The sequence below is a fragment of the Bordetella genomosp. 5 genome (assembly GCF_002261315.1).
GTDB lineage: Bacteria > Pseudomonadota > Gammaproteobacteria > Burkholderiales > Burkholderiaceae_B > Bordetella.
Genome location: NZ_NEVP01000006.1, coordinates 182,563 through 196,015, shown reverse-complemented (window position 1 = coordinate 196,015; position 13,453 = coordinate 182,563). Strand labels below are relative to the sequence as shown.

The window sequence follows — 13,453 nt, the reverse complement described above, 5'->3', positions numbered from 1 at the left end:
CGCGAAGGCGGGGTTCATGGGCATGGGCATGGCGAAAGGCAAACGCCTAGACCGCCAGATGCCGGGGGTTGAAATCCAATAGACGGGCAAAGGGATCGGGCCGGCGCCGGGGCGCGGCGGCCCCGCTCGCACGCTGCAGGAAGGCGCGCGTGCGCTCGTTGCGGGGAGCACCGAAGAGCTGGCCGGGCGGCCCGGATTCGACGATGCGCCCCGCCTCGGTGAAGTACACGTTGTCGCTCACTTCCTCGGCAAAACGCATCTCGTGCGTGACCAGCACGCAGGTCAGGCCATCGTCGACCAGATCGCGGATCACGGTCAGCACCTCCCCCACCATCTCCGGGTCGAGCGCGGACGTCACTTCGTCGAACAGGATCAGCTCGGGCGCGAGGGCCAGCGCGCGCGCGATCGCCACGCGCTGCTGCTGCCCGCCCGAGAGCTCGCCGGGATAGGCGCCGGCCTTGTGCTCCATGCGCACGCGGGCCAGCAGCTCGTGAGCCCGCGCCTGCGCCTGCGCGCGCGGGACGCCGCCCACCTTGATCGGCGCGGCGACCAGATTCTCGAGCACGCTCATATGCGGGAACAGGTTGTACTGCTGGAACACGAAGCCCACGCGCTTGCGCAGCGCGATCAGCTCGCGTTCGCGACGCAGCGACCGCACGTCGACACCGTCGACGTGGATGTCGCCCCGTTGCGGCCGCAGCAGGCCGGTGATGCAGCGCAGGATGGTCGACTTGCCCGAGCCGGACGGCCCGATGATCGAGACCGCCTCGCCGCGGCGCACGGTGATATCGATGCCGTCGAGCACGGCGGTGTCACCGAAGGCGAGATGTACGTCGGCGAGCCGGACCAGGGTGTCAGTGTCGGGCATGACGCCGCTCCAGATGGCGCGTGAAACGCGCGATGGGATAGCAGTAGGCGAAGAAGAGCGCCAACAGCGTGAAATAGATGAGGATCGTGAAGTCGGTGCGATTGACCGTGTTGCTCGCCACCGTGGCGGTGTCGACCACGTCGTGCACGCCCACCAGCGAGGCCAGCGCCGTGCTCATCGTGATGCTGGCGTAGAGATTCATCCAGGGCGGCAACATCCGGCGCAGGCACTGCGGCAGAATCACCATGCGAAAGATCTGCGTGCGGGCGAACCCGAGCGACTGCGAGGCCTCCCACTGCGCGGCCGGGATCGACTGCACCGCGCCGCGAAAAATCTCCGCGACGTTGGCCGAGGCCGGCAGCGCGAGGCCGATCACCACTTTGATCCAGTCCGGGAACGGCAGCACCCAGCGCGCCACCGACATCTCGAACGGAAACACGTAGGTGGTGAAGTACACGAGCACGAGGATGGGCGCGTTGCGGAACACCAGCACATAGGCGCGGGTCAGGCCGCGCAGCGGCGCCACGGGCGACAGCGATATCGCGCCGACCACCAGGCCGAGCAACGTGCCGAGCGCCATTGCCAGCAGGCTGATCTGCACGTTCATGCCCAGTCCCCGCAGCAGCGCGGGCCACCAGTACCAGAGCCGCTCCACGGCGGCCGGGGTCGTGTCCGACGCCGCCCACCAGGCCGCCAGCAGCGCGAGCCCGATCAAGGTCAGCACCCAAGGGTCGGCGAGCACGCCACGCACGGCCGTGTTCAGGCCGCTCGCGCGCGGCAGCGACAGCGTCGTGTCATTGGCCATAACCGGGCATCCTCAGGCGTAGTTCGAGCCACCGCCCCGCCGCGCTGACCAGCCAGGTCAGCAGGCCGAAGTAGATCAGGATGAGCAGCAGCAGCTCCAGCACGTTGTCGCGCTGCGACCAGATCATGATGGATTCGTACGTGACATCGCCCACCGCGATGGCCGACGCGATCGCCGTCATCTTCACCAGGTCCACCAGATTGTTGACGAGGGCCGGCAGCGCGAAGCGCAGGGCGAGCGGCAACTGCACCCGCCACAGGATCTCGCCGCGCGAGAAGGCCAGCGAGCGCGCCGCCTCGAGCGTGACCGCCGGCACGGCCTCGATGCCCGCGCGCAGCGCCTCCGCATGAAACACTGCCTTGTGCAGCGCGACGACCAGCACCACCCACATGAACGGCGTGATGGGGTTGCCCCCCTCCAGCTTCTGCGCAATCAGCATGTTGAGCACGAGAAACGCGCAATACAGCTGCACCAGCGTGGGCGTGTTGCGCGTCACTTCCACGAAGGCGGTGAGCGGGCGCACCAGCCAGGCCCGCCCGCTCGTGAGGCCGGCCGCGATCAGCACGCCGAAGAACAGGCTGGCCGGTATCGCGGCCACGCAGAGCTGCAGCGTCACCCACAGGCCGCGCACGAAGGCCGCGCGCTCGCCCGCGTCGAGCACGAACGTGTAGTTCAGGCCGAGCGGGCGGGCGAACGACACCCAGCTTTCGAGAAGAGATTGCGTCATGCCGTCACGCTCAGCTGCCCTTTCCGGCCTGTTCGTGCAGCTCCTGCAGATAGGACTGCGGCGGCGTGATGCCCAGGCGCTTCTCGGTTTCGATGAGCCAGCCGCTGCGGTGCCATTCGCGGATCACCTTGTCCACCGCGGCGATGGTGTCCGTCTCGCCCTTGCGGGTCCAGACGACCGAGTTGGCCGGCAGGATTTCCGTGGTGATGGGCGCATGGAAATCCGCCCATTCGGCGTTGCTCTTGAGCAGCGGATGGATCAGCGTGGAATCATGCACGGCCGCCACGCACAGCCCGCCCTTCAGCGCGAGCAGCGAGTCCGATGAGGTCTTGTAGCCTTTGACCTCCGCGCCATACTCGCCCGCCAGCGGCTTGGCGTAGCTCGAGCCCTGCGACACGCACACCGGCTTGCCGCGCAGGTCCTCCCAGGTCTTGATGCCGCTGTTCTTGCGCGTGGCGGCCGCGCCGCCCACGCGATAGAACGGCGTCGGGGCATAGCCCAGGATCTCGGCACGATCGGGATTGAGCTCCATCGAGGCGATCAGCAGATCGACCTTGCCCGAGATCAGGAACTGCACCCTCGTGGGCGTCTGCACCTGCACCAGCTCCACCGGCACGCCCAGGCCTTCGCCCAACTTGCGCGCCAGCTCCGGATTCCAGCCCACCAGTTGCTGGGTCGAGGGATCGAGCGAACCGAACACGCCGCCGTTGGCGAGCACGCCGATCGTGACCTTGCCGCGCTCGCGGATCTTGTCCTGCGTGGCGTCGGCATGCGCCAGCCCCATGCCGAGCAGCAGGCCCAGCGCCGCGCCCGCGCGCCACGCGACACGGCGCGCCTGACGATGCAGGCGGCGGGAGGCCGAACGGCGTTGGAATTCTTGTCGTGCCATGAGTACATCACCTCGCAGGTCGATTGAAGCAAGTCGGAAAGTGCGCCCATCGTGCGGTCCGCCGGCCGGCAAGACAAAGAACGCTTTCAACTATGGATATGAGCGGGCGCTGGCGTGACGGGGCGCGCATTCCGACTTTGCATATGCGCTTTGCTTCGTAGCCGCGCCCCCGGGGGCCCTTCTACGATCGGCAGTCCGTCGCCTTCCCCCTGCCCGGCCGTTCCGATGCCTGATTTCTCCGTCTCCGCCCGCCCCTCGCGCCTGCCCGTGCTGACTCGCGCGGCGGGCCGTGCGCTGCTGCACGCCCTGCCCACGGTCGTGGGTGTGATCCTGCTGAGCTTCTTCCTGATGCAGGCCATTCCGGGCGACGCCGCCGACGTGATCGCCGCCGAATCCGGCTCGGCCACCGCCGACAGCATGGCCGCCACCCGCAAACACTTCGGCCTGGACCTGCCGATGCTGCAGCAGCTGGGCAACTATCTGCATCACCTGCTGCGGCTCGACCTCGGCCTCTCGCCGCGCTACAACACCCCGGTCGTGGACCTGATCGCGAGCCGCATCGGCAACACGGCGCTGCTGATGAGCACCGCGCTCGGCGCCGCCCTGCTCGCGGGTCTCGTGCTCGGCACGGTCATGGCCACCTTCGTGGGCCGCTGGCCCGACCGCATCCTGTCGCTCGCGGCGCTGCTGCTGTATTCCACGCCCGGCTTCTGGCTCGGCCTGATGGCAATCATTCTGTTGTCGGTGCAACTGGGCTGGCTGCCACCGGGCGGTGTGGGCACGCTGGGCGGCGACGCCCACGGGCTTGCGCACGTGCTGGATGTGGCGCGCCATCTGGTCCTGCCCACGCTGGCCCTCGCGGGCTTCTATGTGGCGATCTTCGCGCGGCTGACCCGCGCCTCGATGCTGGAGGTCAGCCGCCAGGACTTCGTGCGCACCGCGCGCGCCAAGGGTCTGGCGCCGCTGGCAGTCACGCTGCGGCACATCCTGCGCAACGCGCTGATGCCGGTGCTGACGGTGGCCGGCCTGAACTTCGGCACGCTGCTGGGCGGCGCCGTGGTCGTCGAAACCGTGTTCAGCTGGCCCGGTCTGGGCCGCCTCGCCTACGAATCGGTGATGGCCCGCGACTACGTGGTGCTCATGGGCATCCTCATCCTCTCCTCGCTGCTCGTGATCGTCGCCAACATCGTGGTGGACCTCGCCCAGACCGCGCTCGACCCGCGCGTCCGCAGCCGCTGACGTCCCCCCACGCCAAGACTGGACACCCATGAGCCTCACCGCACTCGCCCGACCCGCCCCCTGGCGCGCCACCGCGCTCGGCCGCTTCCTGGTCAACCCCGCCGCGCTCGTCGGCCTGGCACTGCTGGCCGTCGTCGCCGGCGCCGCGTTGACGGCGCCCTGGCTGTTTCCCGCCGATCCGCTCGACATGGTGAGCACGCCGCTGACCTGGCCGGGCGCCGACGCGGCCTACCCGCTGGGCACCGACACCATGGGCCGGGACGTGGCCGCGGGCCTCGCGCACGGGGCGCGCGTGTCGCTGCTGGTCGGCCTCGCGGCCGCCGCGCTCTCGCTCACGATCGGCGTGGCCGTCGGCGCCGCGGCCGGCTATTTCGGCGGCTGGGCCGACCGGGTGCTCGTGCGCATCACCGAGCTGTTCCAGACGATTCCCGCATTCCTGCTCGTCATCGTGATCGTGGCCATCGCGCAGCCCTCCGTGGCCGTGATCGCGCTGGCGATCGGCGTGTCGTCGTGGCCGGTGGTGGCGCGGCTGGTCCGGGCGGAGTTCCGTTCGCTGGTGCACGCGGAGTTCGTGCTGGCGGCGCGCGCGCAAGGCTATGGTCATGCGCGCATCGTGCTCGCCGAGATCCTGCCCAATGCGCTGCCGCCCATCATCGTGACCACCTCCGTGCTGGTAGCCAATGCCATCCTGATGGAATCCGCCCTGTCCTTCATGAGCCTGGGCGACCCCAACGTGATGTCGTGGGGCAGCATGATCGGCGACGCACGCGAGATGCTGCGCACGGCCTGGTACCTCGCCGCCCTGCCCGGCCTGTCCATCGTGGCGACGGTGCTCGCCCTCAATCTGCTGGGCGACGCCGCCAACGACGCCTTCAACCCCAGGCTGTCGCGCTGACGCCCGCCCCGGAGTGTTCCCTCGCATGACCCGTTCCGTTCTCCCGCCGCTTCTCGAGGTCTCCGACCTGCACGTCCGTTTCGCCACGCCCGGCGGCGTCCACCATGCCGTGCGCGGCCTGAACCTGACGCTGGCCGCGGGCCAGACCCTGGCGCTGGTCGGCGAGTCGGGCTGCGGCAAGTCCACCACCGCGCTCGCCCTGTTGCGGCTGCTCGCGCCGGGCGCCGCGGTGGCGGGCGCGATGCACCTCGACGGCCAGGCCCTGCACGATCTGCCCGAGCCGGCCTTTCGCCGCCTGCGCGGCCGCGACATCGCCATGATCTTCCAGGAGCCGATGACCTCGCTGAACCCGGTGCACACCATCGGCGCCCAGATCGCCGAGGCCATCCGTTGCCACGAAGACCTGGACCGCGCCGCGCGGCACGCGCGCGTGCTGGAGCTGCTCGAACGCGTGCGCATCCCACGCGCGGCACAACGGCTGCACGACTATCCGCATCAGCTCTCGGGCGGTCAGCGCCAGCGCGTGATGATCGCGATGGCGATCGCGTGCCGGCCGCGCCTGCTCGTCGCCGACGAGCCCACGACCGCGCTCGACGTGACCGTGCAGGCGCAGATTCTGGCCCTGCTCGACGAGCTGCGCCACGACCTGGGTATGGGGCTGCTGCTCATCACGCACGACCTCGGCGTGGTGCGCGAGCGCGCCGATCAGGTCGTCGTGATGCACGACGGCGTGGCCGTCGAGCGGGCGCCGGTGCAACGCCTGTACGCCGCGCCGGCCCACGCATACACGCGCGGCTTGCTTGCGGCCTCGCTGCACACGCGCATCGATGCGCGCGCCCGCAGTGAACGGCTGCCCGAGATCCGGGTGCGACGCGATGCCGACGGCACGCCGCGGGAATTCGAGGTGGTGCAGCCCGCGGCCGCGAGGGCGGCGGCCGGCGTACCGGCGGCCGGCGCTCCGGCGGCCGGCGTACCGGCGGCCGCCGCTGCGGCTACCGGCGTACCAGCATCTGGCGCTGCGGCTGTCGTAGCGAAGGCACCCGCTCCGTTGCTCAGCGTGCGCGGCCTGCAGACCCGCTACGAGGGGCGCGGCGGCCCGGTCATGGCGGTCGACGGCGTCGATCTCGACGTCTGGCGCGGCGAAACCCTGGGGTTGGTCGGTGAGTCCGGCTGCGGCAAATCGACGCTGTCGCGCACGCTGCTGCGACTGACGCCCGCCCACGCGGGCCACGCGCTCTTCGACGGCACCGACCTGCTTGCGCTGCGCGAACGCGACCTCAAGCCTTGGCGTCGCCAGGTGCAGATGGTGTTCCAGGATCCGTACGCCTCGCTCAATCCGCGCCATAGCGTCGGCACCATCCTCGGCGCCGTGCAGAAGGCGCACGGGGTCCGCGACCGTCACGAACGCGCGGCGCGCACCGAGCAGATCCTGCGTCAGGTGGGGCTGCCGGCCGACGCGGCGCGCCGCTATCCCAATCAGTTCTCGGGCGGCCAGCGCCAGCGCATCGGCATCGCGCGTGCGCTCATCGTGCGGCCCCGGCTGCTGGTGCTCGACGAACCCGCGTCGGCACTCGACGTTTCGGTGCAGGCGCAGATTCTCAATCTGCTGTCGGACCTGAAGGCCGAGCTCGGCCTGAGCTACCTGTTCATCTCGCATGACCTGGCCGTGGTGCGCTACTTCTGCGATCGCGTGATGGTGATGCAGGCCGGCCGTATCGTCGACCAGGGCACGCCCGACGCGCTCTGGCACGATCCGCGCCATCCCTACACCCGCGAGCTGCTCGCCGCGATGCCCGGCGCGCAGGACGAGGTGCCCCGGCAGCGCCGGGCCTGACCCGGACTCGCCGCGACGCCGGGCCACTGCGCACGCGGCGCAGCGCCTATGCGCGCGGGCGCTGCCGTTGGCGCGCCAGGGCCTGGGCCCGGCGGCGCTTGGCCCAGAGCCACACGCCGGTGACGCTCAGCAAGACGGTCACGACGCCGACCAGCGCCACGGCCACGCGCAGCGGCCAGCCCCACATCGCGGCCATGTGCAGGCTGGTCAGCCAATGCTTGACGCTGTCGCCGGCCGCGCGCCCCCGCGGCAGGAAGTGGCCCACCTCGTCGCCGCTATCGGCGCGGAAGTAGACCGACGTGGCGCCACTGCGTTCGCGCAGATCGCGCGTGCTGACCACGGTATAGCGGTACAGATTGCGGCGCGCGTCCAGGGCGAGCCAATGCTCGCGCCGCACCTCGAAGCCCTCGTGTGCCGCGAGCCCCGCCATCAATCGGCGGCCCACGGCCCGCGCCGCTTCCGTCTCCATCGGCGCCGATGGCCCCGAGCGCGCCGCGGTGGAGGCGGCGGCCGGCGTACCGGTGGCCGGCGTGCCGGCGGCCGGCGTACCGGTGGCCGGCGTGCCGGCGGCCGGCGTACCGGCGGCGGGCGTACCGGTGGCCGGTGCCCCCGCGCCTGTCCCAACGACGCGCTGCGGACTTGCCGCCTGCCGCCGCGGATCCGGCTGATACGCCAGCGCCTGCCGCATCACCGGGTCGTACACCTGGGGCAGGCTCAGCGCCACGCTGCTCCACGCCATGGCCGTGAGCGCGCCCCACAGCCACAGCCCGCCGGCCCGATGCAGATCGAAATTGCGCTTGTGCGCGCCGGACCGCAGGCGCAGCTGCCAGGCCGGCCGCCAGCGTTGCCACCAGCCCGGCGCGCCCGGACGCGCGGCCGCGCGCGCGGGCAACGTCAGCCAGGCGCCGACGAAGCCGTCGAGTGTCCAGAGCAAGGCCACGATGCCCAGCAGCAGCTCGCCCACGCCCTCCACCATCAAAGCCGCATGAATACGATGCAGCACCGGCATCAGATTGCGCAGGCCCTGGCTGGCGTCGCCCCAGCGGCGGTCGCCGCGGATCTCGCCGGTGTAGGGATCGATGAACACCTCGTGCAGCACGGGCGCGCCCTCGCCGGTCTGCGCCCATACCGGAAAGGCGAGCGTGCCGCCGGCGGGCACCGACAGCGGCGTGGCGGGCATCAGCGCCCCGGGCCACGCCTGCCGCACGCGTTCGCGCAGAACCATGACATCGAGCGGCGCGGCGCCCGGCGCGGGCGCCGCGGCGTCATGCAGCCCGGGCGCGGTGGCCCGGTCGAGATCGCCGTACCAGGCGAGGGGAATCCCGGTCAGGCCGACCACGACGAGGAAGCCGGCCAGGACCAGGCCGGTCCAGCGATGCAGGCGTACCAGCGCGCCACGCACGGGAATCACCAGCGGTAGCTCACCGTCCCGATGATGCGGCGGGGTTCACCGTAGCTGCACGTGCCGGTGTAGCAAGTCGACGGAATGTAGGTCTTGTCGGTGAGGTTGGTGACGTTCAGGGCGTAGACCCACGGCCCGGTCTCGTAGCTCACCCGCGCGTCCACCACGGTGTAGCCCGCGCCACCCAGCCAGTCGCGCGAGGGCCGGTCCGGGCGCGCGGACACGTAGCGCAGACCCGCACCGGCCTTCAGCCCCTGCAGCACCCACTTCGACAGATTCACGTCGGTCCACAGCGAAGCCACATGACGCGGCGTGTTGAAGCGCTCGCCCTCCTCGCCCGGCACATTGCTCTTCAGCACTTTCGCGTCGGTGAAGGTATACGCGGCGATCACGTCGATCTGCGGCGTGACCCGGGCGCGAGCCTCGAGTTCGAGACCGCGCGAGCGCACCTTGCCGGTCTGCACCGAGAAGGTCGGATCGAACGGATCCGCCGTCAGCACGTTCTTGCGCTCCAGGTCGAACAGCGCCGCGCTCAGCATCATGTCTTCACCGGCCGGCTGGTAGCGCAGCCCGATCTCGTACTGCGTGCCGCGGCTGGGCTCGAACGTGTTCTCGTTGCGATCACGTCCGCTGGTAGGCTCGAACGACTGGCTGAAGCTGGCATACGGCGCGAGACCGTTGTCCGCCAGGTAGACCACCCCGGCACGGCCCGTGAAGGCCGAATCGCGATCCTGCGCATCGCTGCCCGGCGCGTGAAGCGCGCGGTTCTCGGCGCGCGCCCGATCGTAGCGTCCGCCCAGCAGCACGACGACCTTGTCGGCGATCTTGAGCTGATCCTGCAGGTACAGCCCCAGGCGATGTTCGGTGTTGCGCCGTTGTTGCCACGGCAACGCAATCACCTCGTTCTGATACACAGGGTTGTAGACATCGATGGCCGGCAGCGCGCCGCGCAGCCGGTCGCTGTTGTAGGTGGAACGTGTGTAGTCGAAACCGGCCAGAACGGTATGCGCCACCGGGCCCGTCTGGAATTTCTTCTCGAGGTTGGTGTCGGAGGTCTGCACCGTGGTGCGATCGTCGAAGCCGCGCGCCTGGCGCGCCACCCGGCGCTGGGTGGCCGCATCGACGTCACCGCTCAAGAGCACGTAGCGCATTTTGAGATCGGCGTCGTAATACCGCAGCGATTGGCGGAACTTCAGCGTGTCGTCGAACGCATGCTCGATCAGCAGCGCGGCCGAGGTCGACTCCACATCGAACGTGTTGTGGTTCGGCTCGCCAAGAAAGCGCCGGCGCGGGATATCGCCGTTGGGGTTGGTCCAGAGCGTACCGGTCACCGGTACCGCCGGCGGATAGAGCGTATCGCTGCGCTGGTAGTTCGCCAGCAAGGTCACCGACGTCGCGGCAGAGGGGCGCCACGTGAGCGCCGGCGCAAAGTAGCTGCGGTTGTCCTTGCTGTGGTCGAGGAACTGCTTGCTCTCGCGGAACAGACCCGTCACGCGGTACGACCACTCCCCCGCCTCGTCGATCGGGCCGCCGATGTCGGCCGAGATCTGGCGCCGATCGAAGCTGCCGGCATCCAGATTGATCTCGCCCATCGCTTCGGAGGGTGGACGCTTGGTCACGGTGTTGATGATGCCGCCGGGCGCGGCGGCGCCGTACAGGACCGAGGAAGGTCCGCGCAGCACCTCGATACGCTCCAGCCCGTACGGCTCCTGCTTGCCGTTGTACTGGTTGATCATGTAGCGCATGCCGTCGCGGTAATAGCTGCCGGTCTGCGGGTTGGCCTCGAAGCCCCGGATGCTCATGGTGTCTTCGAACATCGAGTTCACGGACACGACGCCCGGCATGATGCCCGGCGTATACCCCAGCGCCTCCTGCAGCGTCTGCGGCTTTTGATCGCGCATCTGCACGGAGCTCACCACCGAGATCGATTGCGGCGTCTCGATGATGGGGGTGTCGGTCTTGGTGCCCGTGGCGCTGCGGGTGGCCGCCACGCCGAACACGGGACCATCGGGCCGTTCGTGGTAGCCCGTCACGCCGATCGGTGCGAGCTCGACGATGTCCTGGCGCGCCTGGCGCAGCACGTATCCGCCGTCGGGCAGGCGATCGGCCTGCAAGCCGGTGCCCGCCAGCAGCGCCGTGAGACCCGCCTGCGGCGAGTAACTACCGCGCACCCCCGGGCTGCGGCGCCCGCTGGTGAGATCCCCGTGACTGCTCACAAACAGGCCGGCCTCGGCGGAGTACCGGTTCAGCACCTGCGCCAGCGGGCCGGCCGGAATGTCGAACTGCCGCACCTGCGCGGCGGCGCCCGCCGCCTGCGCCTGCGCCATCACCGGCCAGGCGCACAGGGTCAGGCTGGCCGCGAGGGTCAGCGCCGCGTACCGGCCTGGCCGCCAGGCCGGTCGCGAGGAAGAGATCGGGGAATTACGAGAAGAGATGAGCATGCCACGCGTCCGCTACAGGGTGTTGAGTGCCTATAGGCCGGATGAGCGACGCGAAAGCGGCAAACGATTTTGTAACAGCCGGGCGTTCACGCGCGCTGCAGGCGCGTCCACCACGGCAGGGGCTGGCTGACCCGCAGCGACAGGCCTTCCGCCAGCATGCGCAGCGCGCGCTCGGGATCCCGCAAGGGAAACGTGCCGGTCACGGGAATGGACGCCACCGCGTCGTCGCAGCCGAGGTGGCCGCGCCGGTAACGCCCCAGCTCCGCCAGCACCTCGGCCAGCGGCATGTCTTCGACCTGCAGGATGCTGCGGGTCCAGTTCTTGTCCTGCGGCGTGGCCTGCGTGGGCGCCGCGACGCCGTGCGCGCCGCCGCGCACCCGCATGCCCGCATCGACGCGATAGCCCGCGGGCGTGCCGTCGGCAAAATGCGCCTGCACCGCCCCCTCGAACACCGCCAGCGTGGTCTCGCCGTCCAGGCTGCGCACGTTGAAGCGGGTCCCGAGCGCCTGCATACGCCCCTCGGCGGTGTCCACCACGAAGGCCCGCCCGGGATCGCTCGCCGTCGAGATCATGATTTCGCCGCGCAGCAGCACCAGGCGGCGCAGCGCGGCAGAATAATCGACGCGCAACGCCGTGTCGGTATTGAGCTGAACGCGGGTGCCGTCGGCCAGCGTGACATCGTGCGAGCCGCCCACCGGCGTGCTCAGATCGGCGCGCCACGCGGCCAGCGTGCGGCGCCCGACCGGCGTCCCCGCGACGCCCCAGGCCAGTCCGCCGGTCGCGCCGGCGATGAGCGCCAGCGACAGCAGGCGGCGCCGGTCGCGGCGCCCCTTGGCGGCCGCCTCCAGGCCAGCCAGGCTGGCCTCGCGGCTCAGGGACTGGGCCGACAGCGCCTCGAAGCCCGCGCTGATCGCTTCGACCCGTTGCCAGGCCGTGCGGTGCGCCGGGTCGACGGCGAGCCAGGCACGCCAGTCGGCGCGTTCGCGCTCGCTCGGCGCGCCCGAACTGAGCACGGCGTACCAATGGGCGGCGGCTTCGAGCACGCGGTTTTGGGCGACAGCCTGCGCGCGCATCAGGATGGCGCTCCGTCCGCGGCCGCGGGCCCGGCGGCCGGCGCGTCGCGCAGGAAACACAGCATGGCGCGCGCGATGTCGCCGCGTATCGTGCGTTCGGACACGCCCAGCTCGGCCGCGATCGCGGCGTGGGTCATGTCATGCAGTTTGTGCATCAGGAAGGCGGCCCGGGCGCGTGCGCCCAGACGTTGCAGGGTGCGGTCGATCTCCACCAATGCCTGCAGCGCCTGCAGCTGGACCTCGGGCGAAGGATGGGTCTCTTCCGGTCGCGCCGCCAGCGTCTCGGCCCAGGCCTGTTCGATGTCGCGCCGGCGCCAGAAGTCGACCAGCAGGCCGCGCGCGATCGTGCTCAGAAAGGCGCGCGGCTCACGCACGTCGGCAACCGGCTGGCGCCGCGCCAGCAAGGTCAGAAACGTGTCATGGCTGAGGTCGGCAGCCTGGTGGTGGTCGTGCAGCCGCCGATGGAGCCAGCTCTGCAGCCACCCGCAATGAGCGCTGTAGAGAGCCGATACCGTCGCGCCGGCTGCGTGCTCGCGGTCCGGCACGGGGGGCACTCGTGTTGATAATGATATTTATTATTACACAAGCGCGGCGGCGCCGGCGACCCCTTCCGACGCCGATCACACAGCGTCGCCGCCCGGCCGATCCGGCCGGCGCGAGGCGCAGGCACGAAACATGCCGCGTGCGCCATTCGGCGCCGCGTCCCCACACCGGCGCCGCCTCGCGCATCGCGCGCTCTGGGGTATGCTCAGCGCAGCGAGAAGGCGTACGCGCCGCGATAGACGAGGAGATTTCTCAACAAGATGGGTCCCGGAGCGGAAATGACAGAAGAGAGTCTGCGCGATCGGCGCATTCTGATCGTCGAAGATGAGTACATGATTGCCGAGTTTCTGCAGTACGAACTCGAAGATGCGGGCGCCGTCGTGGCCGGCATGATCGGCAACGTCGACGACGGGCTGCGGCAGGTGCGCGACGGCCTCGCCATGGACGCCGCCATTCTCGATGTGAACCTCGGCGGCCAGGCCGTGTTCCCGCTCGCCGACGAGCTCGCCGCGCGGGGAATCCCCTTCGTCTTCACCACCGGCTACGACGCCTCGTCGATTCCGCCACGCTTCGAGCAGGTGGAACGCTACGTCAAGCCTTACAACACGGCCGCGATGCTGGGCGGCATCGCCCGCATCATCGAAACGGCAGCCTGACGCCCGCGCGCGGGAACGGCGGCGCGCTGCACCCGACGCAGCGGCGCCCGACACAGCGGCGCCCGACGCGGCGGCGCCCGA

The 13,453-nt window shown here is 70.2% G+C and carries 12 protein-coding genes; 4 read left to right on the top strand and 8 right to left on the bottom strand.

The annotated features are described in order from the left end of the window. Positions 1-46 precede the first annotated feature (46 nt). Genes CAL25_RS09715 through CAL25_RS09700 form a run of 4 tightly spaced genes read right to left on the bottom strand, consistent with a single transcriptional unit; the run spans position 47 to position 3,184 of the window. Positions 47-868, bottom strand: a complete 822-nt coding sequence (locus tag CAL25_RS09715; RefSeq protein ID WP_094799765.1) for an amino acid ABC transporter ATP-binding protein — start codon at positions 866-868, stop codon at positions 47-49. Beyond that, positions 855-1,673, bottom strand: coding sequence for an amino acid ABC transporter permease (locus CAL25_RS09710; RefSeq protein WP_094799764.1), 819 nt, complete (start codon positions 1,671-1,673; stop codon positions 855-857). Before CAL25_RS09710 ends, CAL25_RS09715 begins: the two co-directional genes overlap by 14 nt. Next, a complete protein-coding gene (locus tag CAL25_RS09705; protein ID WP_094799763.1) occupies positions 1,663-2,400 on the bottom strand; it encodes an amino acid ABC transporter permease in 738 nt (245 codons plus the stop codon). Before CAL25_RS09705 ends, CAL25_RS09710 begins: the two co-directional genes overlap by 11 nt. A 10-nt stretch (positions 2,401-2,410) precedes the next feature. Then, the gene (locus CAL25_RS09700) at positions 2,411-3,184 is read right to left on the bottom strand and encodes a transporter substrate-binding domain-containing protein (protein ID WP_094800203.1); all 774 of its coding nucleotides are present in this window, start codon (positions 3,182-3,184) and stop codon (positions 2,411-2,413) included. Between the two features lie 330 nt (positions 3,185-3,514). Here CAL25_RS09700 and CAL25_RS09695 point away from each other — a divergent pair, with 330 nt between their 5' ends. Genes CAL25_RS09695 through CAL25_RS09685 form a run of 3 tightly spaced genes read left to right on the top strand, consistent with a single transcriptional unit; the run spans position 3,515 to position 7,257 of the window. After that, positions 3,515-4,528: an ABC transporter permease gene (locus CAL25_RS09695; RefSeq protein ID WP_094799762.1), complete on the top strand. Its 1,014-nt coding sequence runs from the start codon at positions 3,515-3,517 to the stop codon at positions 4,526-4,528. Positions 4,529-4,556: 28 nt separating this feature from the next. Beyond that, positions 4,557-5,423 (top strand): ABC transporter permease, encoded by an 867-nt coding sequence (locus CAL25_RS09690; RefSeq protein WP_094799761.1) that lies wholly within the window; start codon positions 4,557-4,559, stop codon positions 5,421-5,423. A gap of 25 nt (positions 5,424-5,448) precedes the next feature. Next, on the top strand, positions 5,449-7,257 hold the full coding sequence (locus tag CAL25_RS09685) for an ABC transporter ATP-binding protein (protein WP_094799760.1): 1,809 nt from the start codon (positions 5,449-5,451) through the stop codon (positions 7,255-7,257). A 46-nt stretch (positions 7,258-7,303) separates the two neighbouring features. Here the strand turns inward: CAL25_RS09685 and CAL25_RS09680 are convergent, their stop codons facing one another. From CAL25_RS09680 to CAL25_RS09665, 4 genes are all read right to left on the bottom strand, one after another. Beyond that, positions 7,304-8,668, bottom strand: a complete 1,365-nt coding sequence (locus CAL25_RS09680) for a PepSY-associated TM helix domain-containing protein (RefSeq protein WP_170948456.1) — start codon at positions 8,666-8,668, stop codon at positions 7,304-7,306. Further along, positions 8,665-11,100 carry a TonB-dependent siderophore receptor gene (locus tag CAL25_RS09675; protein ID WP_249279011.1) on the bottom strand — a complete coding sequence of 812 codons (2,436 nt, stop codon included), beginning with the start codon at positions 11,098-11,100 and terminating at the stop codon, positions 8,665-8,667. Before CAL25_RS09675 ends, CAL25_RS09680 begins: the two co-directional genes overlap by 4 nt. Before the next feature lie 86 nt (positions 11,101-11,186). Next, the gene (locus CAL25_RS09670) at positions 11,187-12,173 is read right to left on the bottom strand and encodes a FecR domain-containing protein (RefSeq protein WP_094799757.1); all 987 of its coding nucleotides are present in this window, start codon (positions 12,171-12,173) and stop codon (positions 11,187-11,189) included. Next, complete coding sequence (locus tag CAL25_RS09665) at positions 12,173-12,718, bottom strand: sigma-70 family RNA polymerase sigma factor (protein WP_094799756.1); 546 nt, start codon at positions 12,716-12,718, stop codon at positions 12,173-12,175. Before CAL25_RS09665 ends, CAL25_RS09670 begins: the two co-directional genes overlap by 1 nt. Before the next feature lie 276 nt (positions 12,719-12,994). On the opposite strand from CAL25_RS09665, the gene CAL25_RS09660 reads away from it, so the two are divergent. After that, positions 12,995-13,372 carry a response regulator gene (locus CAL25_RS09660; RefSeq protein ID WP_094799755.1) on the top strand — a complete coding sequence of 126 codons (378 nt, stop codon included), beginning with the start codon at positions 12,995-12,997 and terminating at the stop codon, positions 13,370-13,372. Positions 13,373-13,453: the final 81 nt, after the last annotated feature.

Bases quoted from the DNA above. Each gene is read 5' to 3' on its own strand.
- CAL25_RS09690 (WP_094799761.1), top strand. From the start codon at position 4,557: ATGAGCCTCACCGCACTCGCCCGACCCGCCCCCTGGCGCGCCACCGCG.
- CAL25_RS09670 (WP_094799757.1), bottom strand. From the start codon at position 12,173: ATGCGCGCGCAGGCTGTCGCCCAAAACCGCGTGCTCGAAGCCGCCGCC.
- CAL25_RS09675 (WP_249279011.1), bottom strand. From the start codon at position 11,100: ATGCTCATCTCTTCTCGTAATTCCCCGATCTCTTCCTCGCGACCGGCC.
- CAL25_RS09660 (WP_094799755.1), top strand. From the start codon at position 12,995: ATGACAGAAGAGAGTCTGCGCGATCGGCGCATTCTGATCGTCGAAGAT.
- CAL25_RS09715 (WP_094799765.1), bottom strand. From the start codon at position 868: ATGCCCGACACTGACACCCTGGTCCGGCTCGCCGACGTACATCTCGCC.
- CAL25_RS09695 (WP_094799762.1), top strand. From the start codon at position 3,515: ATGCCTGATTTCTCCGTCTCCGCCCGCCCCTCGCGCCTGCCCGTGCTG.
- CAL25_RS09700 (WP_094800203.1), bottom strand. From the start codon at position 3,184: ATGGGGCTGGCGCATGCCGACGCCACGCAGGACAAGATCCGCGAGCGC.
- CAL25_RS09705 (WP_094799763.1), bottom strand. From the start codon at position 2,400: ATGACGCAATCTCTTCTCGAAAGCTGGGTGTCGTTCGCCCGCCCGCTC.
- CAL25_RS09710 (WP_094799764.1), bottom strand. From the start codon at position 1,673: ATGGCCAATGACACGACGCTGTCGCTGCCGCGCGCGAGCGGCCTGAAC.
- CAL25_RS09685 (WP_094799760.1), top strand. From the start codon at position 5,449: ATGACCCGTTCCGTTCTCCCGCCGCTTCTCGAGGTCTCCGACCTGCAC.